Raw genomic sequence first — 26,492 nt, 5'->3', positions numbered from 1 at the left:
CGGTGATACCTTCCGCGACGCCAGCAGGACCAGGGGGCTGGGTAACTCCCTTGCGCAGGGCCAGAGTCGATCTCCAGAAGGGCCACCGACGGCGGTCCGTGACGGAGGGAAGTGCGTGATGGCCGTAGCCGAGGGTGTACGGGCGGGGGAGGGGCCGGTCCGTCCGGACGGGCGGCTCCGCCTCGTCCTGGTGGTGCTGCTGGTCGCCCAGTTCATGCTGGCGGTGGACTTCTCGATCCTCAACGTGGCGTTGCCGGTGATCGGCGACGGGCTGGGCTTCTCACTGTCCGGCCTCCAGTGGATCGCGACCTCGTTCGCGCTGGCCGCCGCGGGGTTCACGCTGCTGTTCGGCCGGGTCGCGGACCTCTTCGGCCGACGACGGCTGTTCCTGGCGGGCCTCGCCGTGCTGGGGCTCTCGTCCTTGGTGGGCGGGCTGGCCCAGACCCCCGGCATGCTCATCGTGGCCCGGGTGTTCCAGGGCCTGGCGACGGCCGCCGTGACACCGGCGGGCCTCTCGCTGCTCACGACCTCGTTCCCCGAGGGGCCGCTGCGGCAGAAGGCGCTCGGGCTGAACGGCGCGCTGATGTCGGCGGGGTTCACGACGGGCGCGATCCTGGGCGGAGTCCTGACCGACCTCCTCTCCTGGCGCTGGTCGTTCTTCATCAACGTGCCCGTGGCGATCGCGGTGCTGGCGATCGCCCCGACGGTCGTCAAGGAGTCGCGTCCGGCCGTCCGCCCGAAGCTCGACGTGCCCGGCGCCGTCTCGGTGACGCTGGGGCTGCTGGCGCTCGTGTTCGGGCTGACGCAGGCCGGTGAGCACGGCTGGGGTTCGGGTGCGGCGCTCGGCTGGCTGGCCTCGGGCGTGGTGCTGCTGCTGGTGTTCTACGCGGTGGAGTCCAGGGCGTCGAACCCGCTGGTGCCGGTGTCGGTCCTGAAGAAGCCGACGGTGGTCTGGGGGAACGTGGCGGGCGTGATCGCCTTCCTCACGGAGACGAGCCTGGTCTTCCTGATGACGCTCCACCTCCAGGACGTCCTCGGGTTCTCACCGCTGACCGCCGGCCTGTCGTTCGGCGTGCTGGGTGTCGGCACGGTGGTGGGCGGTTCGATCGCCCCCCGGGTGATCGGCGCGACCTCGACCCGTTCGACGCTGCTGATCGGCGGTGTCCTCCAGGCGGTGGCCACCCTGTCCCTGGTCGGCCTCGGCGAGACCAGCGGCTCGATGGGGCTGCTGCTGGCGGCGACCTTCGCCGGCGGGGTGGGGAACATGCTGGTGATCGTCGGGTTCATGGTCACGGCCACCACCGGCCTCGCCGACCACGAGCAGGGCATGGCGACCGGTCTGGCGACGATGACCCAGCAGATCGGCATCACGATGGGCACCCCGGTCATGTCGGCCGTCGCCGCGGCGAACACGGACATCCACGACGGAATCACGACCGCGGTGATCGTGAACACGGCGGTGGTGGTCCTCGGAATCCTGACCTCCTTCCTCTTCCTGCGGACCCGGACCCGGAAGCCCGTGGTGGACGGCGAGTGCAGCTGAACGGGGAGGCGGGTTCGGCGGGTCCGGAGGATCAGGCGGGTCCGGCGGGTCCGGCGGGTCCGGCGGGTCGGGCAGGCCCGGCGGGTCCGGCGGGTTCGTGGGCGAGAGCGGCGAGGAGCCTCAGCTTCTCGTCGCTCTCGCTGTCCTTGTCGGGGTAGTGGACGACGAGGATCACGTCGTCGACGGGGAGCTTGTCGCGGTGGAGGCGGAGGTCACCGACCACCGGGTGGTGGACGGTGGTGGTGCCCCCGTCGAGGACGCGGACGTCGTGCCGGGCCCACAGGGTGCGGAACCGCGCGCTGGACAGCGCGAGTTCCCCGACGAGTTCGACGAACCGGGGGTTGTCGGTGTCGTCCCCGATGGTGGTGCGCAAGGTGGCGACGAAGTCGGCGGTGGCCTTCGCCCAGTCCTGCTGGAACGCCTGCTCCTCGGGGTCCAGGAGCAGCGAGAGCAGCCGGTTGTGGCCGGGCCGCAGGCGTGGGGAGAGGGCGACGGCCATGGGGTTGGAGGCCAGTACGTCGAAGGCGCGCCCCTCCACGAACGCGGGGACCGTGAGGTGCGCGAGGAGCTGGTGCACGCGCGCCGGTACGTGCTCCGGGCGCTTGCGGCGCGGCGCCCTGGGGCGGTCCGCCGGGAGCCCGAGCAGATACGTCCGCTCGACGTCGTCGAGCCGCAGGACACGCGCGAGCGACGCGAGGACCTGCGGTGACGGGTTCTTGTCGCGGCCCCGTTCCAGGCGCAGGTAGTAGTCGGGGCTGATCCCGGCGAGCAGGGCGACCTCCTCGCGGCGCAGGCCGGGTACCCGGCGGTTGCCGCCGGGCGGAATTCCCGCCAGCTCGGGGGAGACCAGCTCACGCCGGGCGCGGAGGTAGCTGCCGAGCCGGTTGCCGGATTCCTCGTCCTTCATGAATCCACCGTAATGCGGGGCGCCCGTCCCTGAGGGGGCCCTGGCAGGACCAGGGAGGACGGGGGTACTGCCCCGCCCGGCGGGCGGCGCGAAGACTCGTACCAGCACGGTCCGCGAGGACAGGGCCGCTGCTCAACGGCCCCGCAGGTGCTCTGCCCTCATGACACCGCGGGTGCCCCGAACCGAAGGACGACCTCATGGACCTCTCCCAGCGCACCGTTCTCGTCGTCGGCGGAACGTCCGGCATCGGCCGCGAACTGGCCCGGCGGTTCGCCGCGGCGGGCAGCACCGTGGCCGTCGCCGGCCGCAGCGCGGACGCGCTCGCCGAACTCTCCGGCGAGGGCTTCGGCACCTTCCCCGTCGACGTCACCGAAGGTGACTCCGTCGCGACCGCCCGCGACGCCGTTCTCGCCCGCTACCCCGAGCTGGACACCGTGGTGACCATGTCGGGCGTCATGCTCCTGGAGGACCTGCGCGACCCGGCGCACTTCGAGGCGGCACGGACGACGATCGACACCAACCTGGTCGGCACCATTCGGGTCGTCGACGCCTTCACCCCGCACCTGGTCGGCCGGGGCGCCGGTACCTTCGTCACCGTCACCTCCGGCATCGCCTTCCTGCCGTTCCCGCCGATGCCCAGCTACGCCGCCTCCAAGGCCGCGGTGCACGCCTACACGGAGGCGCTGCGCGCGCAGCTGGACGGAACCGGCGTCGGTGTCGTCGAGCTCGTCCCCCCGGCCGTCGCCACGGCGGGGCAGGAGAAGGTGAACCCGCAGGCGCTGCCGCTCGACGCCTTCGTCACCGAGGTCATGGGGCTGCTCGCGCAGGACCCCACCCCCGACGAGATCCTGGTCGAGCGGGTCCTCACGCACCGCTGGGCCGAGCGCGACGGCACGTACGACGACCTCGTCGCACAGCGTTCCCGGGCCCTCGCCATGCTCCCCGGACGCCAGGGCTGAGCCCTTCCGCGCGGGCCGTCGGCCCGCCCCGCCGCCGGGTCAGCCCGCGGCGATGCCCGGGACGCTCACCAGCAGCACGGTCAGGGCGGCGAGCGCCGCCGAGACGGCCTCGCCCACCGCTCCGGACGCGCCGGTCCTGGCGGCCAGTTCGCCCATGCGCTCCTTCACCGCGGCGGGATCGGCGTCCGGCAGGGCGCGGGTGTGCAGGCCCGCGTGGTGGAGGAGCGTGATCAGCTCCGCCGTCTCCGGTCCGGCCGGTGCCCCGTCGAGCACCACCCCGGCCAGCTCGCGCCGCAGGGCCTCGGGCACCGAGGCGTCGGTGACCGGGTAGCGGTAGGAGCCGAAGGCGCCGAGCAGCTTGCGGCCCTCCCGGCGGACCACGCCCTTGGCCTGGAGCCCGTCGTACGCGGCGGTGAGTGCCTGGTCGCGCACGGCCAGCAGCCAGGCCTGCGGCCGGGCCTCGGGGTGTTCGCGCACCTGGGCCGCCATCGCGGCGGCGAGCGGTTCCCGGGGGGCCGGGCGGTCGGCGGCGACGAGCCTGCCGTCCTCGGCCACCACCCCGCCGCAGCGTACGAGTTGGAGCAGAGGAGCCGCCGCGACCGCGGCGCCGACCCGCAGCGGGTCGTGCGGTGTGCCGTCCCGCTCGTCCAGCCCGAGCAGCGCGATCCGCTCGCCGACCGTCAGTCCCGTGTCCATCGGACCCCTTCTTCCCTCGTCATCCGCGACGTGTCCGCGCCCTGCCTCCGACTCTCCCTCATCACGCCTCGCGCATGCGCCCGGTTCCCACACGTGTCACCACGGGCCGCGTATGGATTCCGTCAGCGGAGACTCTGTGGTGAACCCGTAAGCGACAGTTGTGCCGCCTTGTCAGGGCCTGCCTGGTCGGCTACTTGCCGGTTTCGCGAGTACTCACCTGTCCCAAGGGGCACAGTGTGCAATGTCTTCACAGGAACCTCATGATCATTGACGCGATCAAAGGGTGAATGTGATGATTTTTCCAGGTGTGCGCATGTTCCAGGTGTGCGCAAGAGATCATCTTTTTACGGGGGAACGTATGGATGGGTCCGAACTGGCCGTATTGGGCGTGCTTCCCGTCGACGAATCCGTGTACAGGGCGCTGCTGCGGTGCCCCGGCATCACCGCCGAGGACCTGCGTCCGACGCTCGGTCTGGACGAGCACGATTTCCAGCTCGCGCTGAAGCGCCTCGACATGCAGGGCATGGTCCACATCGGCGCGAACGGGGAGGCGTTCCCCGTCGATCCGGGAATCGGGGTGGGCAAGCTCGCCGAGCAGCGCATCCGGGCCCTCCAGGACGAGCAGCGCGAGATCCTGTCCACCAGCCACTCCCTCGTGCGCCAAGTCCTGCACTGGCAGGGGCAGGAGGGTGTGCACGAGGAGGTCGAGACCCTGGAAGGGGCCGGCCTGGTCTACGAACGGATGGGGGAACTCGCCTACTTCGCCCGGCAGGAACTGCTCGCGATGCAGCCCTCGCTCACCCTGACTCCCGAGTGCGCTGCCATGGCACGCGAGTCCGACCTGAGATGCCTGAGACGGGGCGTCACCGTACGCGCTCTGGTGCACCGATCGGCCCTGCGGGACCCCGTGGCGGCCGGGCACTACCGCGAGTTGGTGGAACACGGGGCCGAGTTCCGGGTGCTGGACGGGTCGTTCGAGCGGGTGCTGATCTTCGACCGGGGCACCGCCGTCGTGCAGTCGGCTCCCGACGCGCCGGACCAGCGTGCGCTGCTGATCCGCCAGGAAGGACTGGTGAAGACGCTCCGGTCGTTCTTCGACCGGTCCTGGGCCCACGCGGTCGACGCCGTACCGCTGTTGGGCGGCGGCACGGAGCGCGACCGGCTGGAGGAGTTCCAGCTGAAGGTGCTCCAGATCATGGCCCGTACCGACAAGGACGAGGCCGGGGCGCGCGAGCTGGGCGTCTCGGTGCGGACCTACCGGGGCCACGTCGCGCGACTCCTCCACCGCCTGAACGCGGCCACCCGCTTCCAGGCCGCGCTGCTGGCCCGGGACAAGGGCTGGATCTGAGCGGTTCAGACCCCCTGCCGGACGGCTCCTTCCACGCGTCCAGCCGTCGGTTCCGTCCGCCCCGCCCGTCCTGACCGTTCCGCCTGTCCTGCCTGTCCTGCCCGCCCCGCCCGTTCCGCCAGCCCGTTCAGCAGCCGCAGCTGGCGGGGCTGGACGGCGGGCAGCAGGGCGGTGGCACGGCGGGCGTGTTCGGGGCGGGCGCAGAGGAGGTTGCGGGCGAGGGCGAAACGGCCCCGGTCGGGCACGAGGACCAGCTCCTCGAAGAGCCTGCCCGTCCCCCCGACCACCCGGTCGATCTCGTCCCCCAGGTCGCCGTGCCAGTCGACGGGGCGTACGAGACCGCCGTCCCGCACCATCCCCGCGTACCACTCCCGCATGTCCTCCCGGCAGGAGGCGCGGAACGTCTCGTCGTGGCTTCCCGCGCGGAGCTCCCCCAGCAGCGCGTGCGCGGCCCGCGCGTCGTCGAGGTGGACCAGCGGCATCCGGTGCGGGCGGGCCATCCGGTGCCGGCGGGTCCCGCCGTCCGTGAGGAGGACCGCGGTGGGCTCCAGCGCGGTCGCGAAGGTGCGGCCCGCGTCGGCGAGGCGCAGCCAGAGGTCCCAGTCCTCCAGCCCCGCCCCCGTACGCCAGCCGCCCACCGCCTCCACGATCCCGCTCCGGTGCGCGACCCGGGAGGGCTCGAACATCGGCCCCATCAGCTGGAGTTGTGGATGCCAGCAGCAGGAGAGCGGCGGAAGCCCGGCGGCGACACCCCCGGTCGCGTCCCGGTACTCGCACCCGGAGGCCGCCAGGTCGGCGCCGCCCTCCAGCAGTTCGAGGACGGTACGGAGATGGTGCGGGTGCCAGGTGTCGTCGTGGTCGAGATAGGCGGTGTACGCGCCGCGGGCCTCCGCCAGTCCGGCGTTGCGCGGGCCGCTCGGGTGGCCGGTCCGGGAGAGGGCGACCAGCCGCACCCGGGGGTCCTCCCGGGCGGCCCGGGCCACCCACGCCTCGGTGTCGTCGTCGGAGCCGTCCGAGACGACCAGGAGCTCCCACTCCTCGACGGTCTGGGCCCGGACGGAGTCGATGGTCCGGGTGATCGCCTCCGACCGGTTGTACGTCGGACAGACCACGGTCACCCGGGGTGCGCGGCGGTGTGCGGTGCGGTGGTCCACGGACGTGTGCCCTCCCTCGCGCGCGGTCACCAGAAGGGCAGCGCGGCGGGCCCCTCGCCCGCCGCGCCCAGGGCGAGCAGGACCCCGGCGCCGCCGGTGGCCAGGTCGGTGGAGAGCCGCAGGTTCTCGTGGCCGAGGAAGGCGGGCCGCCCGGCGTACTCGACCCGGTAGAGGTCCAGCACGTCCAGCAGGCGCGGGGGCGGCTCCTCGCCGAGCCGCCGCAGGGTGAGCGCGGCACCGGCCCAGCCGTGGAAGAGCCCGGCGGTACGGGGCATGGCCTCCCGGGCCGCGGCCCGGACGCTCTCCACGACCGGGCGGAAGTGCGGGTCCTCGCGGTGCTCCAGGTAGTCGGCCAGCACCAGGGCGGTGCCCGCGCCGCCGGCGGCCAGCAGCGGGCGGCTGCCGGGGGCGTTGGGCGCCCACCCCCCGGTGCCGGCCGTGGGACCGGTGCCGGTAGCGGAGCCGGTTCCGGCAGCGGAGTCCGTACCGCCGTCCGCCGTCCAGCCGAGGGCCGAAACGTCGGTGGCGAGCAGTTCCCGGGCCGCGTCCAGCCATGCGGTGTCGGCGGTCTGCCCGTACAGCGCGAGCAGCAGCCGCGCACCGCCCGACCGGCCGCGCATGAGGCCCGACTGCCCCCGGCGGGGCGGGGCCGCGGCGGCGCGCGCGGTGAGCTGTTCGCCCGCGGCCGTCGCGTACTTCAGGGCGTCCTCGTCGCCGGTGGCGCGGGCGAGGTGGAGCTGGGCGAGCGCGATGCCGGCGAGCCCGTCGAAGTAGCTGTCGTTGGGCGGGTCCATCGCGCGGACCCGGGCGAACAGCCCGGCCGCCGCGTCCGTCCGGCCGAGCCGCAGCAGCGCACCGGCGGTACCGGACAGGCCCGTCCAGAGGCCGGGCAGCGCGTCGGCGGTGGCGGCGGCGGAACGCTCCAGCCAGTCCGCGTGTGCCTCGGGCACGTCCCGGCCGGACTCGGCGAGGGCCCACAGCACCCCGGCCGTGCCGTAGGCGAGGTTCGCACCGCCGCCGGGCAGCAGGAACTGCGTCGCGTCACCGGGGAAGAGCCGGTCCGCGCGGTCCGGCGTCGCGGTCGCCTCGATGCCCTCGGCGACGGCCGTCACGCCGGAGGCGGGGGCGGAGGCGCCCTGCGGGGGGACGGAGGCGCCGGTGGGCGTGGGCGACGGGGCGAGGGGCGTGAGGTCGGCGCGGACCCGGTCGCCCCAGTCCTCGGGCAGCGGGTAGCGGGCGGCGATGTGGGCGATCAGCTGCTCGACCTTGTGCGGGCCCCAGCCCATGAGGGTGGTCAGCGGGGCGAAGAGGGCGACCCGCAGGCAGCCGAGGGCGTACCGGTCGATGTCCGGGCCCCGGTGTCCGGCGGGGGCGCCGAAGCCGGGGGCCGCGTGGATCTGCGCGGTGTCCGGGTCGGTCGTCGCCGTCTCCAGGTCGATGAAGACGACGGTGTCGTCGGGGCGCACCAGGACGTTGCCGGGGTGCAGGTCGCCGAAGAAGACGCCGCGCCCGTGCATCGCGGTGACGCCCCGCTCGATGTCGGCGAGGACGTCGAGGGCCCACCGGGTGTAGGCGGCGGTCCGTTCCGGGTCGGCCTCCGGGGCCTGCGGAAGACGGCGGGTGAGCGCTGCGGCGAGCGTGTCGCCCTCGACGAACTCCCGCACCAGGAAGTGGTGTTCGTGTCCCTTGCGGGCCTCGATCAGCCGGGGGAACCAGCGCAGCCCGGACAGCTTCTCCAGACAGGCGTGCTCGTGTTCCAGCCGGGCGACGGCGTCGTTGCCGTGGGTGTCGATCCCGGAGTGCGGGCGGGCCTCGCGCAGCAGCACCGGCTCCCCGGTCCGCAGGTCGCTGCCCCGGTAGACCCCGCCGCCGTTGGAGAAGTGCAGGGCCTTCTCGGCGCGGTAGGGAAAGTCCTCCAGGGTGCCGGAGTTGCGGTCCCGCAGCGCCTCCTCCAGGCAGGCGGGGAGCGTCGCCCACTCCGGCGGCCGGAAGGCCGGCAGCCGCTTGTCGGGCACCAGGTTCCCGTCCGGGTCCTCGATGCAGTGGACGGTCTCGCCGGTCGCCGTCTTCATGGTCCGCGCGACGAACCCGCCGTACCGGACGTACAGCGGCCCGGAGCGCCACCGCAGGTCGCTGAGGATGTACGGGCCCGCCTCGCCGTCCAGGAGGGTGCCCAGCTCGTCCAGGACGCGGGCGAGGACTTCCTCGTCCCGGGGGTAGACCGTGACGAACTTGCCCGAGGCGCTGCGGTCGCCGTACTTGCCGTTGCGGCGCAGCAGCACCTTCCGGCTCCGGATGAACTTGAACGCGATGCCCTGCGGCACCAGGTACGCGCGGCAGCGCTCCAGGATCTCCTCGGCGTTGGAGGCGACCGCCGACACGTGGATCTTCCAGCCCTGCGGGGGGAGCCGGTGGTCCGGCGGGGTCAGCATCGCCCAGTCCGGCCCGGTGTGGAGCGACCAGCCCTCCGGTACCGGCGCCGACACGGCGGGGTAGTCGTCCGGGGCCGTGCTGTCCGCGTCGTCCCGGTCGAAGAACGGCGTGCCGGGCGGGCAGTGCGCCAGATGCCGAAGTATGTCCATGATCAACCGCCTTGGGAGCAGGGAGGAGGCGCGGTCGACGGGCGGCCGTCGCGAGGTGGAGGGTGTGCGGGGACGACGTACGGGTGTCGTCGTACGGGAGGTCGTCGTACGGGTTTCGTCGTTTACGGACCGGACCGCACCGGACCTGGTCGGGTCGGGTCGGTCCGCGGCGGTCCGGACCGGTCCGGACCGCCGCGTCAGCGCCAGAACGGCGCGAGGTACCGCAGGTAGAGCCATGCGCCCAGGCTGCGGCGGCCCGCGTCGATCTCGGCGAGCCCGGTGGACCGGGACGGCGGTGCGTCGGCGCGCAGCGGGATGCCGGTGGCCGGCAGGGCCATCGCGTCCAGCCCGGTGACCGGGGCGAACACCGAGAAGGGCGCGGAGACGTCGGTGGGCCGGGTGGACTCCACCTCGGCCGCGCCCAGCTCCTCGTGCAGCACGATCCCGCTGCCCAGCAGGCGGACCTTCGCGCCCGGGGCGACCGCGTCGAGGTCGGCCGCGCCGGTCGCCACGAACACCACCCGGCCGTGCTCGTTCACGAACCCGCCGGTCACCGTGTACGGCAGGGTCACCCCGACGGCGACGGCCGCGACGGCGGCGAGCGCGGCCAGCGACACCACCGCGATCCGCCACCGGGCCGCCCCGGCGGCAAGCGCCTCGGCGCCCAGGCGCAGGGCGCCCGTGCAGCACCGGGTCAGCAGGGCGAGCAGCGCCAGCGACACGACGACCGCGCCGACCAAGCCCATGTTCTCCAGCATCGAGCGCCAGAGCGTGAACGCGGTGCCCAGCACGTACAGCGGGAAGACCATGCAGGCCAGGCCGAAGAGCGGGGCCCAGCCCAGTTCGGGCAGCGTCTTCTCGTACCGCCCGCCGAAGAGCACCTTCGCGGCCCAGCGCCGGGCGTCGGCCATCGACCGGTCGCGCAGGTGCGAGACGTCCAGGTGGCTCATGAGTGCCAGATAGCCGTCGAGCTTGATGAACGGGACGGCGTTGAAGAAGCCGGAGAGGAAGCTGGTCACGGTCAGCAGGAGCAGCAGCTCGCGCACCGTCCCGCTGCCCCCGGCCAGAGCCACGACCGCCGAGGCGAGACCGGCCGCCCCGCCGATCGCGGCCTGCACGGTGATGCCCGCGAGCGCGATGCGGACCCGCTGGGCGCCGTTCGGGAGCCGCCAGCCGTCCGTGACGTCGCAGAAGAACGCGGGGGTCAGGTAGAAGAGCATGACGCCCATCCGGCTGGGCTTGCCGCCGTAGTGGCTGAGCACCGCCCCGTGCGCCATCTCGTGGAGCGCGGTGCCGAGGTAGGTGACGACGACCAGCGCGACCAGGGCGGAGACCGGCAGCGGCCCGCTCAACGCGTCGGTGGCCGTCGGCAGTTGGAACGCGGCGCTCAGCAGCCCGCCGGCCACCAGCGCCACCAGCGCCACCGCCCAGGCCCGGCGCGCCAGCCGTGCGGTCAGCGGCCTCAGGCGGGCGAGCAGCCGGTCCGGGCGCACCACCGTGTACTGGAAGGTCAGCGGCGGCACGAACGCGAAACGCCGGGTCCGCACGGGCTCGCGGGCCGGGTCCTGGAGCAGCTCCATCTTCTGGGCGCGCAGCAGGCCCTCACCCACCAGCTCGGCGGTCCAGGGGCGGCCGAGGTGTTCCGCGATGTCCTGGGCGGTGTTCGTGCCGTCCGCCGAGCGCAGCAGCCGGGCCATCCCGGCGCCGACCCGCAGGTACCGCCCGGCGCCGAACTGCACGATCCACGGGGCGCCTTCGCCCGCCGGCTCGTGCACCAGCACCTCGTCGGCCAGCGCGGGGCGCTCCGGCAGCGGGGGGAGTGCGGGCGCCGCGGGCTCCGGGCGCTTCAGGGCGAGTTTCACGGCAGGTCCCTGCGGAGGAAGAGCGCGCGGCCCGCCACGGCGGCGGCGGCGATCCAGGCGGCGAGCACGACGATCGCCCAAGGGGTGGAGAGCAGCCCGGCGGTGGAGCTGTCCTGGTAGACGGCGGCCATCGCCTCGTCGATGGTGAACCTGCCGACGTCGGGGGCGAGTCGCTGGAGTCCACCGCTGACCAGCCAGGTGCTCAGCAGCATCACGACCACCGCGACCACCTGCTGACGGATGATCAGGCCGAGCAGGCAGCCCCACAGGGCGCCCGCCACGACGACTCCCATCACGCCGAGCAGCGTCCGGGTCGCCTCCGCCGTCCACTGCGGGCCGAAGTCCTGACCGGCGAGGAAGACCCAGGGGCTGACGGCCGCCAGGACCCCGGCCCCCAGGGCGAACACCGCGCCGGTCGCCGCGGCGACCGTGAGCTTCGCGCCGAGGACCCGCAGGCGGCTGCCGCCGAGCAGTGTCGTCCGCATGACCGAGCCGCTGGAGAACTCGCGGGTCATCGCGAGCATGGTGGCGAGCGCGGCGACCAGCTCCACCATGAACCAGCCCTGCACCAGGGACGCGGTGGTCCGCGCCACGGTGGTGGTGCCCTGGTCCAGCTCGTCGAGAGCCTGGGTGAGGAACCCGGCGTCGGCGAGGACGCAGAGCAGCGTCGCCGCGAGGGCCAGCGCCCACCAGGCCTTGCCGGTCCACACCTTCTGCCATTCGGAGGCGATGAGATCACGCATGGCTGGGCTCCTTGCCCGCGGTGCCGGCGAGTTCGAAGAAGCGGTCCTCCAGGCTCACCGAGCCGTCCCGGGTGAGGTCCGCCGCCGTACCGCTGTACCGCAGGGTGCGTTGCAGGATGACGATGTCGTCGGCGATCTGCTCGACCTCGGCGAGCAGATGGCTGGAGAGCAGCACGGTCCGGCCCTCGTCGGCGAGGGACCGCAGGAACTCCCGCAGCCACCGGATGCCGTCCGGGTCGAGGCCGTTGGCCGGTTCGTCGAGGATGAGGAGTTCGGGGTCGGCGAGCAACGCGGTGGCCAGGGCGTGGCGTTGGCGCATGCCGGTGGAGTAGCCGCGCAGTCTGCGGTGCGCGTCGCCCTCCAGGCCCACCCGCTCCAGGACCTCGTCCACCCGCTTCCTGCCGAGCCCCAGCGCACTGGCCCAGATCCGCAGGTCGCCCCGGCCGGTGGCCGCGTTGGACGGGCCGATGCCGTCCATGGAGACGCCCACCCGGTGCGCGGCGCGCGGGAGTTCGCCGTAGGGCAGCCCGAAGACGGTGGCGTGTCCGGAGGTCGGCCGGGCGAGGCCCAGCAGCATGCGCAGGGTCGTCGTCTTGCCGGCCCCGTTCCGCCCGAGGAGCCCCACGACCCTGCCGGACGCGACGCGGAAGGAGACGTCCTCGACCGCGGTCAGCTCGCCGTACCGCTTGGTGAGGCCCTCGACCTCGACGACTGTGTCGGTCATGGTCAGGACCTTCCCCGCGCGCGGAGCCAGAGGCCGAAGCCGGCGATCATCAGCAGTTCGACACCCACGCAGACCAGCAGCGCGACGGTCCGCGTACGGCCGCTGGTGAGTGCCGAGACGATGCCGGGGGCGGCCATGACGGCGACCAGCCAGCAGCCCGCGAGGGCCCACGGAAAGCCGCGGGAAGCAGTCTGGGACATGGAGGGAACTCTCCTTCGGTCGTGCGGGGTCCTGCGCTTCGGATCGGAGGGGCGGCCCGGCGGTGCGGTGCCGTCGGGGTGCGGTGGTGGGGTGCGCCGCCGCGACGCGCGGAGTCGTCCGGCGGGTTCTGGGCATACTCGGAGATACGGGAACGGCGCGCCGCCGCGCCGGGGTCCCCCGGGCACGGCGGCGCGGTACCGGGTCGGGACACGGCCCGGCCGCACGTACGATCTCGCCGGGGCCCTGTCCCGGATGCACCAGTCCTGCATCCGGAACAGGGACCCTCGGCGTGCCGGACCGGTCAGGTCGCGACGACGACCGACGTGATGACCAGCGAGGCGTAGGTGGTGCTGACGGCCGCCGACACTCCGAAGCTGACCAGGAAGCTGTTCCACCAGTCGGGGGCGTCCATGCCCTCCAGCTCCTCCATGTCCAGTTCCTGCATGGCCAGTTCGAGAGCCGAGTTGTTGTTCTCCTGCATTGCTTTCACCTCAATCTCTGTGTGGGTACCGCGTGGGTCGTACGGGGATCGCGCTCGGCGGGGGCGGCCCGGTGGGCCGGACCCCGGGAGTGGATCAGGTGGCCAGCGTGATCAGCGAGACGTAGGAAACGACCGCGCCCGCGCTGAGACCGCCGACGAAGCTGAGGACGTCGCTCCAGCCGAAGGGCGCGTCGAGCGCCTCCAGCTCCTGCATGTCCAGCTCGTGCGCCTCCAGCTCCTGAAGAGCCAGCTCCAGAGGGGCCTTGGTGTCCGTGTTCTGCATGGGTTCTCCTCCTTTCCGAGGTGTTGATCTCCTGGTGGTGCGTCCGCCGGCGGGTGCCGGCGGAAGTCTGTGGGTGAGGGGCCGCACCGCGGGGGCCGCCCGGGGGCAGGGGCCACGCCGCGGGGGCCGGTCCTCAGGACGGGACGGGGGTGCGGACCGCCTCCGTCAGGGCCGCGCGCACGTCGGGCAGGGCGAGCGCGCCGAGGGTCGGCAGCCCGTCGCCCCAGGCCCGCAGGGTGGCGCGGGCCACCTCGGCGGTCCGCTCGGGCGTGGCACGGAGCTCGCGGGCGATGGACCAGTCGTCCAGCAGGGCGGTGACGCCCTCGACCGGGTCCTCGGGCGTCGGCACCGACCGCCCGTCCGCGACCGCCCGCCAGAGCCGGGCCAGCCGGGACGCCGAACCCCAGCGGGTGTCGCCGTCCGCGATCCGCCGCCACAACGGCGGCAGCAGCGCGGCGGCGGCCGTCATCTTGCGGACCCCGAGGGCTGTGGAGAGCTCGTTGGCGAGGTACCAGCCCTTGCAGGCGGCGGGTTCCCGGCCCAGGTTGAGCCACTGCTGATGGCTCAGCCCGCTCAGCTTGGCGATCTCCAGGCGCAGCGTGTCGTCCGCCCCCGCACCGGTCGCCCGCGCCGCCGCCACCCGGTCGCCGAGGCCCACTAGCAGCCCCAGCAGCGTCCGGGCGAAGGCGTCCTCCACCGGCAGTTCCCGCAGATCCCCGGCGTACATCCCGGAGAGCCGGAAGAAGACCTCCAGCACCCCCTCGGCGAGGAGTTCGAGCGGCAGCGTCCGGGTGGCGGCCGGATCGTAGACCGCCACCTCGGGCTGGAGCCCGTTGCCCAGCACCAGCCGCTTCCCGGTGGGCGTGGCCAGACAGACCGCGCCGCTCAGCTCGCTGCCGGTGCCCACCGTGGTCGGTACGGAGACGAGCGGCAGACGCGGGACCGAGCCCGCCGACAGCAGGATGAGCCCGCTGCGGTGGCGGACCGCCAGCCGGTCGCGCACGTCCGGGTCGGAGTGCAGCAGGACGGCGAGTTTCGCCTGGTCGAGGAGGGAACCGCCGCCCACGGCGACCACCAGGTCGCTGCCCGCCAGCCGTCCGGCGAGTTCCTGGACGCTGTCCAGGTCGCCGGGGCCGGTGAGGACGGTCCGCTCGGTGTCCCAGCCCGCCCAGACCGCCCGCTCCCGCACCCGGGCCACCGCCTCGCCCTCGGCGACGGCCGCGTCCGCGAGGACGGTCAGCCGCCGGCCCTCGTGCTGCGGCAGCCACCTGGACAGGCCGTCCAGGCCGTACGCCACCCGGGTCAGCGGGTGCCTGCTGAGACTCCAGACCACCTCCATCAGACCGCCCCCGTCCCCGCCGCCGCACCGACCGCCGCCGCGTCCGACGCGGTGTGGGCGTCGATCCCGGCCTCGATGCGGAGCAGGAGTTCGTCGAGGTCCTCGTCGGTGTAGGTCAGCGCGGGCAGGATCTGCACCCCGGACACGCTGGGGTGGACCAGGGCGCCCGCCCGTCGGACCGCCGCGACCAGCGCCGGGACTTCCTCCGGCGGCAGCGGGGTGCCCTCGTCGCCCGCGGCGGAGAGCCGGATCGACCGGAAGCAGCCCGCTCCGGTGGTCGCGCTCACCCGGGGGTGGCGGGCCACCAGGGCGTCCAGCGCGGTGTCCAGCCGCGCCGAGAGGCGGCGGGCCGAGGCGACCGCGTCCAGCCGGCGCATCTCGGCGAGCGTGGCGGAGATCGCCGCGCAGGTCACCGGGGTGCCCGCCTGGGTCTCGCCGTGCACGAGCACGTCCCCGGTGGCGTCGAAGGGCTCGGCCACCGCACCGGACACCAGGACCGCCGCCGCCGCGCTGGTGCCGTTGGTCAGCCCCTTCGACGTGATCAGCACGTCCGGGGGAGCGGGCCACCGCTGGGAGGCGAAGAGACTGCCGGTACGCCCGAACCCGGTGGCCACCTCGTCGGCGACCAGCAGGAACCCGTACCGCTCGCGCAGCTCCAGCAGGGTGTCCACGTACTCGGGGGTCAGCACCACCGCACCCGTGCCGAGCACCGGTTCGACCACCACGGCGGCGATCTGCGCGCCCTGCCGGGCGGCCAGCGTACGGATCTCCTCGGGGGCGTTCGGCGACACGTGCCGCACCAGCCGCTGGTCGACCCCGTACACCGGCTGCCCCAGGTTCTCGCCGGTGAGCGCGAACCCGCCGAAGGTCAGCCCGTGGTAGCTGTCGCGGAGCCCCACCACCAGCTTGCGCTGCCCCTGGCCGCGCAGCGCGTGGTGGTGCCGGGCCAGCTTCATCACCAGGTCGTTGGCGGCGCCCCCGGAGGTGGAGAACAGCACCCGTGCGTACGTGTCCGCACCGGCGGCCTCCACCAGCTCCCGCGCGGCGCGCCGGGCGTAGACGTTCTCGTAGCGGAAGACCGAGAGGAACGAGGCGTCCCGCAGCGCGGCGGAACAGGCCTCCGCGACCGCCTCGTTGCCGTACCCGAGGTTCGCGTTCCACAGGCCGCTGGTGCCGCACAGGAGCTCGCGGCCGTCCAGGAAGCGGACCCGCACCCCGTGCGCGGAGACCGTGCAGAGCTCGTCGTCGCCGTGCAGCGCCGGGGCCTGGAGGGAGGGCCAGAGTTCGGTTCCCATCACACGGCCTCCGCTTCCAGCAGGACGTCACGGTGTCTCGGACCACTCGCCGGAAGGGTGTGCCGGGCGGTGATCCGCAGCCCGGCACCGGCGAGTTCACGTTCCAGCCGCAGGGCCGGGAGGACCCGGATCGACGTGGTGAGCACCTCGATCCGGTCGGACGCGTCGGCCTCCGCCGCGGGCGGCAGGATCGTGACGCGCCGGGCGGGGGCACCCTCGGGCCAGTGCTCGATCATCCGGTACCGCCGGCCGCTCCCGCCCTGCCCCTCGATGTCCAGGTCCGCGTCCTTGGCGGACCCGTCCACCGGGTCCACCATGTCCACGGTGGAGAGCAGGAACCGCCCCTCCGGAGCGAGGTGGGCCCGTACCGAGGCGAACAACCCGGCCCGGCCCGCGTCGTCGAGCAGCGACACCGAGGTGGTGCCGAGCACCACCAGACCGAAGGCGCGGCCCAGGTCGAAGGCGGCCATGTCGCCCTGTACGGGTACGCAGCGCGCCCGCACCCCCGGCGGGACCTTCGTGAGCCGTTCCCGCAGCAGGTCCAGCATCTCTGCCTTGAGCTCCAGCGCCGTCACACGGCGGCCCAGTCCGAGCAGGGGCAGGGTCAACCGACCTGATCCGGAAGCGAGTTCCAGCACCGGTCCGGCCACCTTCCGCGCCACCCGCAGGACTTCGCGGATCTCGCTGGTGTCGGCCGCGGCGAGGTCGTGGTAGACGGGGGCACCGACCGCGTCGTAGAGGTCGTGCAGCACCACCCGGTCGCCGTACCCGGCCAGGACCTCACCGGCGAGTCCGGGCGGGTACTCCCTGGTTGTCGCTGTCGTGGTCACGCTCCGGTCACCTCCGCCGCGGACGCGTCCGGCAGTTCCTCCGGCCGCGTCTCCGGAAGCAGGGGGACGCCCCGCTCGGCGAAGAAGGCCAGCACCGTCGCGACGGCCGCCTCGGTCAGCGGCGCCGGGGCGTCCGGACCCGCCTCGGCGCGCGCGTGCTCCAGCGCCGCCCCGGCGGAGCCGTGCACCAGCAGCCGTTCGGCGACCTGGGCGGCGGGGCGGCCGAGCCGGAAGGTCCGGTCGAGCCCCGGCACCCGTACGTACGCGGCCTCCGGGGTCCAGGCCAGGAAGGGCGCGCGCGGGTCGTCGGCGTCGCGCGGTGCGTCCACCTGCTCCAGCGTGTCCACCAGTCGTCCGCCGAACCCGGAGACCCGCACATCGGTGACCCCGTGCACATGGAGGTCGCGCAGGACGTCCAGCGCGGCCATGTACCGGGCCAGCCAAGGGCGTTCGGCGATGTCCGAGACGCGCGCGTCCTCCGGGACGGCGGTGGTGAGACAGAGCGCGGCGCCGGTCGTGTCGTCGGCGGTGAGGGCGGCCCACCGGGCGTCCAGCGCGGCGGCGGAGTCGCCCACGGTGCCCAGTCGGGCGCCCAGCGGGGAGACGCAGACGCCGCCGTCGGCCGCCACCCAGAGCCGGGTGCGGGGGCCGTCGCCCGTCTCGCCGCTGCCCAGCGCGGGCAGATCGGCGAGCTGGACCGCGGGGCTCACCGCGAAGGCGGCGAACTCCCCCTCCAGCCGGGCCCGGTCGGCGTCCGCGAGGAACGCCTCGAAGTCCGTCTCGCCGGCGACCCGGACCAGGGTGGTGCCCAGGAGGGACATGTACGGGCTGGTGCCGTAGTCCTGCACCTGGAGGAAGAGGGCGCCGCCGATCGAGGCGTCGCCGCCCGGCTCGCTGAGCGAGCCCTCGAAGCCCACGACGACGGCGCCCGACTCGTGGGGCGTGCCGGAGGACTCCTCCGCGTCGGCCGTCTCCCCCGCTCCCACCGGCACGAGCACCAGGGTCCGGGGGCCCACGACGTCCGAGGCGAGCAGGGCCGGCAGATGGACGGCGTCCTCCAGGACGACGGTCGCCGTACCGCCCCCGGGGGCGTCGCCCAGCAGTCCGCGCCCGGTGACCCAGGACCGCAGATGCAGACCGGCACGGCCGATCAGAGCCTCATGCATGGGTTTCCCTCCGATCGGCGCCGACCGCCGTGAGAATCTTCTTCAGATCTTCCATGGCGGCCTTCGGGCCATAGAGATTGGCCACACCGGTCAGATTGAGGACGATTTCATCGACCCCGGCGAGGCGGTATTCATCGAGTTGTTTGACGACACTTTCGATGTCCCCGTGAATGAATGCGCCGGCATCGGCCATGAGTCGCCCCGCCGATTTCGGGTCCATCGTCGAATAGTCGATCCCTGCTTTGCCCAGCATGTCGATGTAATGCGGCGCCACCATGTGCCCTGAATTGCTGGAGAGCACGAAATCGGATACGTCCCGCCCCGGGCGCTCCAGTGCCACGGGCACCATCGCCGTCACCGTCGGCTCCGGCCGGCCCGCCGTGTCGGCGCCCTCGCGCAGCGCCGGGCGCACCACACCGTCCAGATAGGCGGCGGGTGTCAGCCAGGTGACCGCCGTGTCGGCGACCTCGCCGGCCAGCCGCGCCATGCCGGGCCGCAGTACGCCGAGTCCGAGCCGGACCTCCGGGGACATGGACGGTCCCATCCGGGCGTGGCAGCTGTAGAACTCGCCCTTCACCTCGACGGGGTCACCGCCGAGCAGCTCCCGCACGATCGTCAGGTACTCCCGTACCGCACCCAGCTGGCTGCGGTAGGGCGCGCCGAGCAGGCTCTGCTGGAAGGTCTTGCCGCCGGGGCCGAATCCGGCCAGCACGCTCTCGCCGGTGGCCATCGCCAGGGACTTGACGAGGTGCGCGGCCTCGAAGGGGTGCCGCAGGGGCATCAAGGTGACCCCGAGGCCCGTCGGAACCCGGAATCCCGCACCCGCCACGGAGGAGAAAGTCTGGAATGGCTCCATCAGGAGACTCTGTCCCTGCCAGAGTCTCCGGGCCCCCGTCCATTCGACCAGGGCCGCATAAGGAAGGACCTGCTCGGTGCGTCGCGGCAGAAAAGGAATCAGTACGGAATAGTCCACGTTCTCTCGCCCCCCTTCGTAATGTGCTGGATAGTTTCACGGAGCCGGCGGTTCCGGGGAGGGGCTGTTGCTGCAGCTTCATGCACGGGCCCGCTGCAGCAAGCTGCATTTCCTTCTCCGGCGGTCTTTTCCCTGTTCCCAGGCGGTGCGGGCGCGCTCGTGAGGTGTTCCGGGGCGGGTGCGGCCGGTTCGCGCCCGGCCCGGAAGGCCGAGGCGCCGGGGCGGGATCCCGGACCGGAGCCCGTGGCCCCGGTCGCCCGGTCCGTGCCTCCCCGGCCCGCACCATCGGGGACAAAATTGGCGACAATCCTGTTGGCCGCGGCACAGCCCTTAGATTGGGCGACGACAAGCACTCACCCAGGGAGGGCACGAATGCCGAAGGAAGCCAGTCCGGGCAGCGGGGAGCAGGCCAAGCAACTGGCCCTGTCCCGGCTCCGGCAGGCGATTCTGCGGGGCGAGATGGCACCGGCCCAGCGCCTGGTGGAGAACGAACTCGCCGAGCAGTTCGGTGTGACGCGGGCCAGCATCCGTGCGGCGCTGATCGACCTCGCCGCGGAGGGGCTGGTGGAGCGGATCCGCAACCGGGGGTCCCGGGTGCGCGTGGTGACCGTGGAGGAGGCGGTGGCCATCACCGAGTGCCGCATGGCGCTCGAAGGGCTGTGCGCGGCCAAGGCGGCGGTCCTGGCCACCGGGGCGCAGCGCGAGGAGCTGACGGGCCTGGGCGAGGCGATGGCCAAGGCGGTGGCGGACGGCGACCCTCTCACCTACTCGGAGCTGAACCACCAACTCCACACCTGTGTACGGGAGTTCTCGGGCCAGCGGACCGCGGTGGAGCTCCTGGAACGCCTCAACGGCCAACTGGTGCGCCACCAGTTCCAGTTGGCCCTGAGGCCCGGTCGTCCCCAGCAGTCCCTGAACGAGCACCTGACCATGATCGAGGCGATCGTGGCCGGGGAGCCGCAGGCGGCCGAGGCGGCCGTCCGTGCCCATCTCAGCAGTGTGATCGACGTGTTGCGGGACTGACGCCCCGGGTGTTCGGCGCGCCGGGTCCGCCTCCGTGCGGCGGCCCGCCCGGGCCGGTCAGGAACGGGTGATCCGGACCCGGTACTCGCCGTCGCCGTCCTTGCCGAGCACCGACACCCGGATGCCGTTGGCCCGGTCGGTGAAGGTCTCGCCCGGCTGGAACGGCGCGTCGGAGAGCTCCGCGTGCACATTGGGCCGACGGGTGCAGCCGCCGCTGTCGTCGGTGCTGTCCGCGACGGAGACCGGTCCCTGGCCCGTCTCCACGCCGGAGTCCACCTGGTAGATCAGCACCCCCGGCCGGCAGACCGCCTCGTCGTTCCCGCCGGGGGTGCGCACCTCGACGACGTACCCGGACTCCTCGCTCAGCGGTACGACCGCGAGCTTGGTGCCCCCGTCGGTCTCCAGCGGTTCGAGCGTCTCCTCGGTGGTGCCGGACTCCGAGGCGCAGACGATCTGCCCGTTGTCGAGCCAGCCCAGCTTCCACTTGTGCCAGCCGAGGAAGTCGTTGTTGGCGCCCCAGTCCTCGGACATGATGTCCCAGTGCCCGACCGAGCCGCCGCCCTCCGCGGTGTAGAGGTCGGGCAGGCCGAAGACGTGGCCGTTCTCGTGGGGGAGCACCCGGTAGCCGGTCCGGGCGTACGAGCCCGAGCCGTCGTCCTGGCGGCTGTAGACGAACGAGGTGTTCGCCAGCGGCACGCCGTCGGCGCGCGGCGCGTCGACGTTGTCGGGGAAGGTCACGGAGAGCACGGTGTCGAGGGCCGAGGGGCCCGCATTCGGCGTGACCAGCACGTTGACCAGGTCGTACTGGGAGAAGTCCACGCGTGCGTCGGCGGCCTGGACGATGTCCGACACCAGCTGCCGGTAGCCCGGTTCGTACGGTGAGCCGCGCTCTATCCCGTACTCCGCGAACGGCAGCGGCATCCGCAGCCAGCCCTTCACCGGCGCCTCGGGCACATAGTCGAGCCGCCCGTACGAGCTCCGGCGGAACCAGTCCGAGGTCTGCGGGAAGAACTCCGCCATCCGGTCCGCCGCGCTCCCGCTGCCCCGCGCGTCCGGAAAGTCGATCATGAGGTTCAGAGCCCGCACCCTGCCGGTGGAGTGGGCGTATCCGGGCGGCGTCGGCATGCCCTCCGACATCTGCACGCCCAGGGCGGCGGATATCCGGCAGGGGCCGAGCGCGGACGTGCGCGAGAGGGAGGCCGGGCCCGCGGAGGCCTGGTTCGCGTCGGGCAGGGTGGTGCTCGCGGAGGCCAGTGTGGCGATGACCAGGGCGGTCGCCCCCGCGAGTGCGAGCGGGCGGCGACAGCTGCGTATCCCTCGGCGAGGGTGCTGCATGGGCGCGCCTCCGGGATACGCGGCAGTCGGCCGACCCGGACTGCGCTCTGGCGTCAGCCTCTGTCCGGCGGCCCCGGCCCGCTCGTTGGGTAAGCCGATCGGAGGGTTTTCCCCGCCGGAAGCATCTGTGACGCAGGTCACTCGACCGGGCGAAATAACCGGGGACCGCTTCCCCGTTTGAACGTGTGTCCTCGCGAAGTGGGGACGTGGTCCCCGGTTGTGACCGGAGGGCCGCCCGTACTCGTACACGGAGAAGGTCCACGTCGTGGAGACCGTCGCTCGAACCGCACCGGAGTGCCGGCGCCGTACGTCCCGCCCGCGGGCCGACGCGCTGCGCAACCGCGAGCGGATCGTCACTGCCGCCCGGGAGATGTTCGTCGAACTCGGGCCGGACGTGCCCCTCGACGACGTCGCCCGGAGGGCCGGCGTCGGCAACGCCACGCTCTACCGGAACTTCCCCGACCGGGCCGCGCTGACCCACGAGGTCGTCCTCGCGGTCCTGTCCCGTACCGCCGACCGGGCCGAAGAGGCCATGGCCGAGGAGAGCGACACGTTCGACGCGCTCAGCCGCTTCGTGCACGCCGCGGCCGACGAACGCGTCGGGGCCCTGTGCCCCCTGCTCTCCGGTACGTTCGACAAAGCCCACCCCGAACTGCTCGCCGAACGCCGGCACCTCGAAGAGGCCGTCGAAGAACTCGTGCGGCGGGCCATGACCTCCGGGCGGCTGCGCACCGACATCGCGGTCGGTGACCTGATGATCGCCCTCTCCCAGCTCACCCGGCCCCTCCCCGGTGTCGCGTGCGTGGACATCGACCAGTTCGCCCACCGCCACCTGCAACTGTTCCTGGACGGACTGCGGACCCCGGCCCGCTCCGAACTCCCCGGTACGGCAGCGACCTTGGAGGACCTGCGGCGGCGCTGACGCCACACGCACCCCCCTTCCACCCGCTGACCCGGACCCCCCGGTGTCCGAAGTTCTCCCGCTTCCCGACTTTTTTCCCCTGTTTCCTTCCGTTCTTCCCTGTATCTCTCTCCGCTTCCCACGGGACCGGCAACGTCGCCGGTGACCGGGACCGGGCCGCACGGCCCGCCCCGGGGGAGGGCGTCCGCTCGCGCGGCGCCGCTCCCGCCCGTGCCCGCCCGCCGCACCGGGCGTCCGACCGCCCGACCCCGCGCCCCGTGGAGCCCGTCCCGACAGCCTTTCCCCGACGAATCGTCCTTCTTCACCCGTGTACGGGTGCGTTCGCGCGCGCCCACCGGGTGCTGCGCGTGCGCCGCGGGCACCACCGCGCCCGCACCGCACCGCACCCACGTCCCACGCCCGCACGTCCCACGCGTGCACCCCACGAACCCTTCGCGAGCGACGGTCCCGCCGATCCCGCGCATGTCCTTAGGTGGCCACTCCCATGTCCCAGACCCTGCCGAAGAACGCCGGAATCCCGGCTCCCGACCCCGGGCGGTGGAAGGCGCTCGCCTTCATCGCCCTCGCCCAGCTGATGGTCGTGCTCGACGCGACGATCGTGAACATCGCGCTGCCCAAGGCCCAGGTGGACCTCGGCATCTCCGACGCCAACAAGCAGTGGGTCATCACGGCCTACGCCCTCGCCTTCGGCGGGCTGCTGCTCTTCGGCGGCCGGATCTCCGACCTGTTCGGCCGCAAGCGCACCTTCACCATCGGCCTGATCGGCTTCGCGCTGGCCTCCGCGCTCGGTGGCGCGGCCACCGGCCAGGCGCTGCTGTTCGGCTCCCGCGCCCTCCAGGGTGTCTTCGGCGCGCTCCTCGCGCCGGCGGCCCTCTCGCTGCTCGCCGTGACGTTCACCGACGCCAAGGAGCGCGCCAAGGCGTTCGGCATCTTCGGTGCCATCGCCGGTGGCGGCGGCGCGGTCGGCCTGCTGCTCGGCGGCTTCCTCACCGACTCGCTGAACTGGCGCTGGACCTTCTTCGTCAACATCCCGTTCGCGGTCATCGCGGCGATCGGCGCGTACCTGTACATCCGTGAGCCCGCCGGTACCCGCAACCGCTCCTCGCTCGACATCCCGGGCGTGCTGCTCTCCACCCTCGGCCTGGTCTCGCTGGTCTACGGCTTCACCCGCGCCGAGTCGGCCGGCTGGTCGGACGCGCTGACGGTCGGTTCGTTCGTCGCGGCCGTCGTGCTGCTCGCCGCCTTCATCGTGGTCGAGGCGCGCGTGAAGTCGCCGCTGCTGCCGCTCCGGGTGCTCGCCGACCGCAACCGCGGTGGCATCTACCTCTCGCTGGGCCTCGCCGTCATCGGCATGTTCGGTCTCTTCCTCTTCCTCACCTACTACCTCCAGGTGGTCAAGGGGTACAGCTCGCTCTCGACCGGCTTCGCCTTCCTGCCGATGGTCGCGGGCATGATCACGGGCTCCACGCAGATCGGCGCCCGCCTGATGACCCGCGTGCCGCCGCGCCTGCTGATGGGGCCGGGCTTCCTGCTCGCCGCCGTCGGCATGCTGCTGCTGACGCGCCTGGAGGTCGGTTCCTCGTACGCCGGCGTCATCCTGCCGGGCATGGTCCTGCTCGGCCTCGGCATGGGTACGGCGTTCATGCCGGCCATGTCCATGGCCACGCACGGCATCGAGCCGCGTGACGCGGGCGTCGCCTCCGCGATGGTCAACACCTCGCAGCAGGTCGGCGGCGCCATCGGTACCGCGCTGCTGAACACCATCGCCGCCAGCGCCACCACCGCGTTCGTCGCCGACCACGCGGCGGGCGCCACCGACCCGAAGCTGCTTCAGCTCCAGGCTCTGGTGGACGGCTACACCAGCGCGATCTGGTGGGCGGTCGGCATCCTCGTCGTCGCCTCCGCCATCGCCTTCACCCTGATCAACACCGGCAAGCCCGGCACGGGCCCGGTGAGCCAGGGCGGCGGCACGCGTGACGCCGATGAGGAAGAGTTCAAGGTCCCGGTGATCGCGCACTGATCGGCGGACCGGCCGCCCGGCCGGTCCGCGCCCGGTACTCCTGCCCCGGTCCCGCCGCCCCCGCGGTGGGCCGGGGCAGATCCGTATCCGCTCCCGCGGTGGGCCGGGGCAGATCCGTATCCGCTCCCGCCGTCCGTACCCGCCGGCGCCGTCTCCGCGTCAGCGGAGCCAGGGCAGGTCCGCGGCCGAGCCGTCCGGCTGCAGTTCGGCGGCGAGGATCCGCATGATCTCCCCGAGCCCGCGCACCTGCTCGGGGGTGAGCCGGTCGAACACCGCCTGCCGGACGGCGGCGACATGGCCGGGCGCCGAGCGCCGCAGCATCGCGTGGCCCTCCTCGGTGAGCACCGCGTTCTGGCCGCGCTTGTCGGTCGGGCAGTCCTCCCGGCGCACCCAGCCGTTCTTCTCCAGCCGCGCGATGGCGTGCGAGAGGCGGGAGCGGGTGATCTTGGCGTCCTTCGCCAGCTCGGTCATCCTCAGCTGCCCCCCGGGTGACTGGGAGAGCTGGACGAGCAGTCCGTAGTAGAGGTGCGGCATGCCCGCGTCCCGCTGCAACTGGCGGTCGAGATGGTCTTCCAGCAGCGTGGTGGTCTGGATGTAGGCACGCCAGACGCGCTGCTCGTCGTCGGTGAGCCACCGGGTGCCGGTCGTGGGTGCCGTGGTCATGAGCCCACTGTACGACTTTCCTTGAAAGTTGAACTAGCTCGCGTTACGGTCGTATCCGTAGGAACTTGAAGTTTCAAGGATGGGGAAGCGTCATGACCACCACCGCCGAGCGCATGCCCGCGCTCTACCTCTCGCACGGTGCCCCGCCGCTCGCCGACGACCCGGTCTGGACCGCCGAGCTGGCCGCCTGGTCCGCCGAGCTGCCCCGCCCGCGCGCGATCCTGATCGTCTCCGCCCACTGGGAGGAGGCGCCCCTCGCGATCGGCGCCACCACGACCGTGCCGCTCGTCCACGACTTCTGGGGCTTCCCCGAGCACTACTACCAGGTGGAGTACGCGGCCCCGGGCGCCCCGAAGCTGGCCGAGGACGTCCGCAAGCTGCTGCGCGCCGCGGGCAACCCGGTGCAGGACATCCCCGAGCGCGGCCTCGACCACGGGGCGTACGTCCCGCTGGTGGAGATGTTCCCCGGCGCCGACATCCCGGTGCTCCAGATCTCCATGCCCACGCTCGACCCGCGCAAGCTGATGGAGATCGGCCGCAAGCTCGCCCCGCTGCGCGACGAGGGCGTGCTGATCGTGGGCAGCGGCTTCTTCACCCACAACCTCGCCGCGCTTCGCCACACCGGGGGCGGCACCCCGGGATGGTCGGCGGAGTTCGACGACTGGGGGAACAGGGCCCTGCAGGCGCAGGACGTCGACGCGCTGCTCGACTTCGAGCGGAAGTCCCCGGCCGGCGGCCTCGCCCACCCCCGCACCGAGCATTTCGCGCCACTCTTCGTGACGCTCGGCGCCTCCGAGGGCGAGCTCGACCGGGGCCGTAGCGTGATCGACGGCTTCTGGCTGGGGCTGGCCAAGCGCTCGGTCCAGTTCGGCTGAGCCGTCGGCGTCACCGCCCCCGCAGGGGCTTCTCGAACCAGCTCACGTCCCAGTACCGCCCGAACTTCCGCCCCACCTCGGTGTACGTGCCGAGCGGGCGGAAGCCGAAGGCCGCGTGGAGGCGCCCGGACGCCTCGTTGGGCTGGGTGATGCCCGCGTACGCGCGGTGCAGGTCCTCCCCGGCCAGCGCCTCGAAGAGCGCCGCGTACAGCAGGGTCCCGAGGCCCCGGCCCGTCGCGTCCGGTGCGCAGTAGACGCTGACCTCGACCGATGTCCCGTACGCCGCCTTGGGGCGGAACGCGCTGCTGGTGGCGTACCCCAGCACCCGGCTCCCGCCCGCCTCCGCCGTACGGGTGTCCTCGGCGACGAGCAGGCGGTGGGGGCCGTGCGCCGGGTGGGCGCGCAGCCAGGGCAGGCGCTCCTCGGGGGTGAAGGGGGTGACGTCGAATGTGAGCGCGGTCTCACGGACGTAATGGTTGTAGATGTCCGTGAGCGCTTCGAGATCACCCTCCGTACCGGGTCTGACCTGCGCGTCCGAGGGTATGCGAGACATCTGTCCTCCTGTCGG

General features: G+C 73.0%; 25 protein-coding genes. 7 read left to right on the top strand and 18 right to left on the bottom strand.

What is annotated here, in order from left to right; all coding sequences use genetic code 11:
• The first annotated feature begins 118 nt into the window (after window positions 1-118).
• A complete protein-coding gene (locus ACFWEE_RS01825) occupies window positions 119-1,543 on the top strand; it encodes an MFS transporter (RefSeq protein ID WP_386885486.1) in 1,425 nt (474 codons plus the stop codon).
• A 31-nt stretch (window positions 1,544-1,574) separates the two neighbouring features.
• Here the strand turns inward: ACFWEE_RS01825 and ACFWEE_RS01820 are convergent, their stop codons facing one another.
• On the bottom strand, window positions 1,575-2,450 hold the full coding sequence (locus ACFWEE_RS01820) for a helix-turn-helix transcriptional regulator (RefSeq protein WP_386885485.1): 876 nt from the start codon (window positions 2,448-2,450) through the stop codon (window positions 1,575-1,577).
• Between the two features lie 197 nt (window positions 2,451-2,647).
• Here ACFWEE_RS01820 and ACFWEE_RS01815 point away from each other — a divergent pair, with 197 nt between their 5' ends.
• Window positions 2,648-3,409, top strand: a complete 762-nt coding sequence (locus ACFWEE_RS01815; RefSeq protein WP_386885483.1) for an SDR family oxidoreductase — start codon at window positions 2,648-2,650, stop codon at window positions 3,407-3,409.
• 39 nt (window positions 3,410-3,448) lie between these two features.
• Here ACFWEE_RS01815 and ACFWEE_RS01810 read toward each other — a convergent pair whose 3' ends face one another.
• Window positions 3,449-4,105, bottom strand: a complete 657-nt coding sequence (locus ACFWEE_RS01810) for a GPP34 family phosphoprotein (protein ID WP_386885481.1) — start codon at window positions 4,103-4,105, stop codon at window positions 3,449-3,451.
• 358 nt (window positions 4,106-4,463) lie between these two features.
• On the opposite strand from ACFWEE_RS01810, the gene ACFWEE_RS01805 reads away from it, so the two are divergent.
• Window positions 4,464-5,453 (top strand): helix-turn-helix transcriptional regulator, encoded by a 990-nt coding sequence (locus tag ACFWEE_RS01805; protein ID WP_386885479.1) that lies wholly within the window; start codon window positions 4,464-4,466, stop codon window positions 5,451-5,453.
• A 5-nt stretch (window positions 5,454-5,458) separates the two neighbouring features.
• Here the strand turns inward: ACFWEE_RS01805 and ACFWEE_RS01800 are convergent, their stop codons facing one another.
• The 13 genes from ACFWEE_RS01800 to ACFWEE_RS01740 all read right to left on the bottom strand — a co-directional run bounded on the left by ACFWEE_RS01800 (window position 5,459) and on the right by ACFWEE_RS01740 (window position 19,086).
• Complete coding sequence (locus ACFWEE_RS01800) at window positions 5,459-6,607, bottom strand: glycosyltransferase family 2 protein (RefSeq protein ID WP_386885477.1); 1,149 nt, start codon at window positions 6,605-6,607, stop codon at window positions 5,459-5,461.
• Window positions 6,608-6,633: 26 nt separating this feature from the next.
• Window positions 6,634-9,189 (bottom strand): class III lanthionine synthetase LanKC, encoded by a 2,556-nt coding sequence (lanKC, locus tag ACFWEE_RS01795; RefSeq protein ID WP_386885476.1) that lies wholly within the window; start codon window positions 9,187-9,189, stop codon window positions 6,634-6,636.
• A gap of 197 nt (window positions 9,190-9,386) precedes the next feature.
• Complete coding sequence (gene mpaP / locus ACFWEE_RS01790) at window positions 9,387-11,051, bottom strand: daptide biosynthesis intramembrane metalloprotease (RefSeq protein WP_386885474.1); 1,665 nt, start codon at window positions 11,049-11,051, stop codon at window positions 9,387-9,389.
• A complete protein-coding gene (locus tag ACFWEE_RS01785; RefSeq protein WP_386885473.1) occupies window positions 11,048-11,794 on the bottom strand; it encodes an ABC transporter permease in 747 nt (248 codons plus the stop codon). The genes mpaP and ACFWEE_RS01785 overlap by 4 nt, the downstream gene beginning before the upstream one ends.
• Entirely contained in the window at window positions 11,787-12,518 is a 732-nt protein-coding gene (locus ACFWEE_RS01780) for an ABC transporter ATP-binding protein (protein ID WP_386885471.1), read from the bottom strand. Before ACFWEE_RS01780 ends, ACFWEE_RS01785 begins: the two co-directional genes overlap by 8 nt.
• Before the next feature lie 2 nt (window positions 12,519-12,520).
• Window positions 12,521-12,718, bottom strand: a complete 198-nt coding sequence (locus ACFWEE_RS01775; protein WP_386885469.1) for a hypothetical protein — start codon at window positions 12,716-12,718, stop codon at window positions 12,521-12,523.
• A 302-nt stretch (window positions 12,719-13,020) separates the two neighbouring features.
• Complete coding sequence (locus ACFWEE_RS01770) at window positions 13,021-13,200, bottom strand: daptide-type RiPP (protein ID WP_266707780.1); 180 nt, start codon at window positions 13,198-13,200, stop codon at window positions 13,021-13,023.
• Between the two features lie 94 nt (window positions 13,201-13,294).
• Window positions 13,295-13,483, bottom strand: coding sequence for a daptide-type RiPP (locus ACFWEE_RS01765; RefSeq protein WP_266707782.1), 189 nt, complete (start codon window positions 13,481-13,483; stop codon window positions 13,295-13,297).
• Window positions 13,484-13,616: 133 nt separating this feature from the next.
• Window positions 13,617-14,822 (bottom strand): daptide-type RiPP biosynthesis dehydogenase, encoded by a 1,206-nt coding sequence (gene mpaC, locus ACFWEE_RS01760; RefSeq protein WP_386885468.1) that lies wholly within the window; start codon window positions 14,820-14,822, stop codon window positions 13,617-13,619.
• A complete protein-coding gene (gene mpaD, locus ACFWEE_RS01755) occupies window positions 14,822-16,117 on the bottom strand; it encodes a daptide-type RiPP biosynthesis aminotransferase (RefSeq protein ID WP_386885466.1) in 1,296 nt (431 codons plus the stop codon). Before mpaD ends, mpaC begins: the two co-directional genes overlap by 1 nt.
• The gene (mpaM, locus tag ACFWEE_RS01750; protein ID WP_386885464.1) at window positions 16,117-16,947 is read right to left on the bottom strand and encodes a daptide-type RiPP biosynthesis methyltransferase; all 831 of its coding nucleotides are present in this window, start codon (window positions 16,945-16,947) and stop codon (window positions 16,117-16,119) included. The genes mpaD and mpaM overlap by 1 nt, the downstream gene beginning before the upstream one ends.
• Window positions 16,944-18,113 (bottom strand): daptide biosynthesis RiPP recognition protein, encoded by a 1,170-nt coding sequence (gene mpaB, locus ACFWEE_RS01745; RefSeq protein ID WP_386885462.1) that lies wholly within the window; start codon window positions 18,111-18,113, stop codon window positions 16,944-16,946. Before mpaB ends, mpaM begins: the two co-directional genes overlap by 4 nt.
• On the bottom strand, window positions 18,106-19,086 hold the full coding sequence (locus tag ACFWEE_RS01740; RefSeq protein WP_386885460.1) for an LLM class flavin-dependent oxidoreductase: 981 nt from the start codon (window positions 19,084-19,086) through the stop codon (window positions 18,106-18,108). Before ACFWEE_RS01740 ends, mpaB begins: the two co-directional genes overlap by 8 nt.
• A gap of 372 nt (window positions 19,087-19,458) precedes the next feature.
• Between ACFWEE_RS01740 and ACFWEE_RS01735 the strand changes: the two genes are divergently transcribed.
• Entirely contained in the window at window positions 19,459-20,109 is a 651-nt protein-coding gene (locus ACFWEE_RS01735) for a GntR family transcriptional regulator (RefSeq protein WP_386885458.1), read from the top strand.
• Window positions 20,110-20,166: 57 nt separating this feature from the next.
• Here the strand turns inward: ACFWEE_RS01735 and ACFWEE_RS01730 are convergent, their stop codons facing one another.
• On the bottom strand, window positions 20,167-21,444 hold the full coding sequence (locus ACFWEE_RS01730; RefSeq protein WP_386885457.1) for a M6 family metalloprotease domain-containing protein: 1,278 nt from the start codon (window positions 21,442-21,444) through the stop codon (window positions 20,167-20,169).
• Between the two features lie 265 nt (window positions 21,445-21,709).
• Here ACFWEE_RS01730 and ACFWEE_RS01725 point away from each other — a divergent pair, with 265 nt between their 5' ends.
• On the top strand, window positions 21,710-22,366 hold the full coding sequence (locus ACFWEE_RS01725; RefSeq protein ID WP_386885455.1) for a TetR/AcrR family transcriptional regulator: 657 nt from the start codon (window positions 21,710-21,712) through the stop codon (window positions 22,364-22,366).
• Window positions 22,367-22,850: 484 nt separating this feature from the next.
• Window positions 22,851-24,386, top strand: coding sequence for an MFS transporter (locus tag ACFWEE_RS01720; protein ID WP_386885453.1), 1,536 nt, complete (start codon window positions 22,851-22,853; stop codon window positions 24,384-24,386).
• A gap of 159 nt (window positions 24,387-24,545) precedes the next feature.
• Here the strand turns inward: ACFWEE_RS01720 and ACFWEE_RS01715 are convergent, their stop codons facing one another.
• Window positions 24,546-25,049 (bottom strand): MarR family winged helix-turn-helix transcriptional regulator, encoded by a 504-nt coding sequence (locus ACFWEE_RS01715; protein WP_386885452.1) that lies wholly within the window; start codon window positions 25,047-25,049, stop codon window positions 24,546-24,548.
• A 92-nt stretch (window positions 25,050-25,141) separates the two neighbouring features.
• On the opposite strand from ACFWEE_RS01715, the gene ACFWEE_RS01710 reads away from it, so the two are divergent.
• Window positions 25,142-25,924, top strand: coding sequence for a dioxygenase (locus ACFWEE_RS01710; protein WP_386885451.1), 783 nt, complete (start codon window positions 25,142-25,144; stop codon window positions 25,922-25,924).
• Between the two features lie 10 nt (window positions 25,925-25,934).
• On the opposite strand, the gene ACFWEE_RS01705 is transcribed toward ACFWEE_RS01710, so the two are convergent.
• Window positions 25,935-26,477 (bottom strand): GNAT family N-acetyltransferase, encoded by a 543-nt coding sequence (locus ACFWEE_RS01705; protein WP_386885449.1) that lies wholly within the window; start codon window positions 26,475-26,477, stop codon window positions 25,935-25,937.
• Window positions 26,478-26,492 lie beyond the last annotated feature (15 nt).

Origin of the sequence: Streptomyces sp. NPDC060184 (assembly GCF_042728795.1) — a bacterium.
In the GTDB taxonomy this organism is placed as follows: Bacteria; Actinomycetota; Actinomycetes; order Streptomycetales; family Streptomycetaceae; genus Streptomyces.
This window is presented reverse-complemented; position numbering and strand designations above follow the sequence as displayed.

What these genes read in the sequence shown, in the direction of transcription:
- ACFWEE_RS01825 (WP_386885486.1), top strand. Translation starts at nt 119, where the DNA reads ATGGCCGTAGCCGAGGGTGTACGGGCGGGGGAGGGGCCGGTCCGTCCG.
- ACFWEE_RS01820 (WP_386885485.1), bottom strand. Translation starts at nt 2,450, where the DNA reads ATGAAGGACGAGGAATCCGGCAACCGGCTCGGCAGCTACCTCCGCGCC.
- ACFWEE_RS01815 (WP_386885483.1), top strand. Translation starts at nt 2,648, where the DNA reads ATGGACCTCTCCCAGCGCACCGTTCTCGTCGTCGGCGGAACGTCCGGC.
- ACFWEE_RS01810 (WP_386885481.1), bottom strand. Translation starts at nt 4,105, where the DNA reads ATGGACACGGGACTGACGGTCGGCGAGCGGATCGCGCTGCTCGGGCTG.
- ACFWEE_RS01805 (WP_386885479.1), top strand. Translation starts at nt 4,464, where the DNA reads ATGGATGGGTCCGAACTGGCCGTATTGGGCGTGCTTCCCGTCGACGAA.
- lanKC (WP_386885476.1), bottom strand. Translation starts at nt 9,189, where the DNA reads ATGGACATACTTCGGCATCTGGCGCACTGCCCGCCCGGCACGCCGTTC.
- ACFWEE_RS01785 (WP_386885473.1), bottom strand. Translation starts at nt 11,794, where the DNA reads ATGCGTGATCTCATCGCCTCCGAATGGCAGAAGGTGTGGACCGGCAAG.
- ACFWEE_RS01780 (WP_386885471.1), bottom strand. Translation starts at nt 12,518, where the DNA reads ATGACCGACACAGTCGTCGAGGTCGAGGGCCTCACCAAGCGGTACGGC.
- ACFWEE_RS01775 (WP_386885469.1), bottom strand. Translation starts at nt 12,718, where the DNA reads ATGTCCCAGACTGCTTCCCGCGGCTTTCCGTGGGCCCTCGCGGGCTGC.
- ACFWEE_RS01770 (WP_266707780.1), bottom strand. Translation starts at nt 13,200, where the DNA reads ATGCAGGAGAACAACAACTCGGCTCTCGAACTGGCCATGCAGGAACTG.
- ACFWEE_RS01765 (WP_266707782.1), bottom strand. Translation starts at nt 13,483, where the DNA reads ATGCAGAACACGGACACCAAGGCCCCTCTGGAGCTGGCTCTTCAGGAG.
- mpaC (WP_386885468.1), bottom strand. Translation starts at nt 14,822, where the DNA reads ATGGAGGTGGTCTGGAGTCTCAGCAGGCACCCGCTGACCCGGGTGGCG.
- mpaD (WP_386885466.1), bottom strand. Translation starts at nt 16,117, where the DNA reads ATGGGAACCGAACTCTGGCCCTCCCTCCAGGCCCCGGCGCTGCACGGC.
- mpaB (WP_386885462.1), bottom strand. Translation starts at nt 18,113, where the DNA reads ATGCATGAGGCTCTGATCGGCCGTGCCGGTCTGCATCTGCGGTCCTGG.
- ACFWEE_RS01735 (WP_386885458.1), top strand. Translation starts at nt 19,459, where the DNA reads ATGCCGAAGGAAGCCAGTCCGGGCAGCGGGGAGCAGGCCAAGCAACTG.
- ACFWEE_RS01730 (WP_386885457.1), bottom strand. Translation starts at nt 21,444, where the DNA reads ATGCAGCACCCTCGCCGAGGGATACGCAGCTGTCGCCGCCCGCTCGCA.
- ACFWEE_RS01720 (WP_386885453.1), top strand. Translation starts at nt 22,851, where the DNA reads ATGTCCCAGACCCTGCCGAAGAACGCCGGAATCCCGGCTCCCGACCCC.
- ACFWEE_RS01715 (WP_386885452.1), bottom strand. Translation starts at nt 25,049, where the DNA reads ATGACCACGGCACCCACGACCGGCACCCGGTGGCTCACCGACGACGAG.
- ACFWEE_RS01710 (WP_386885451.1), top strand. Translation starts at nt 25,142, where the DNA reads ATGACCACCACCGCCGAGCGCATGCCCGCGCTCTACCTCTCGCACGGT.
- ACFWEE_RS01705 (WP_386885449.1), bottom strand. Translation starts at nt 26,477, where the DNA reads ATGTCTCGCATACCCTCGGACGCGCAGGTCAGACCCGGTACGGAGGGT.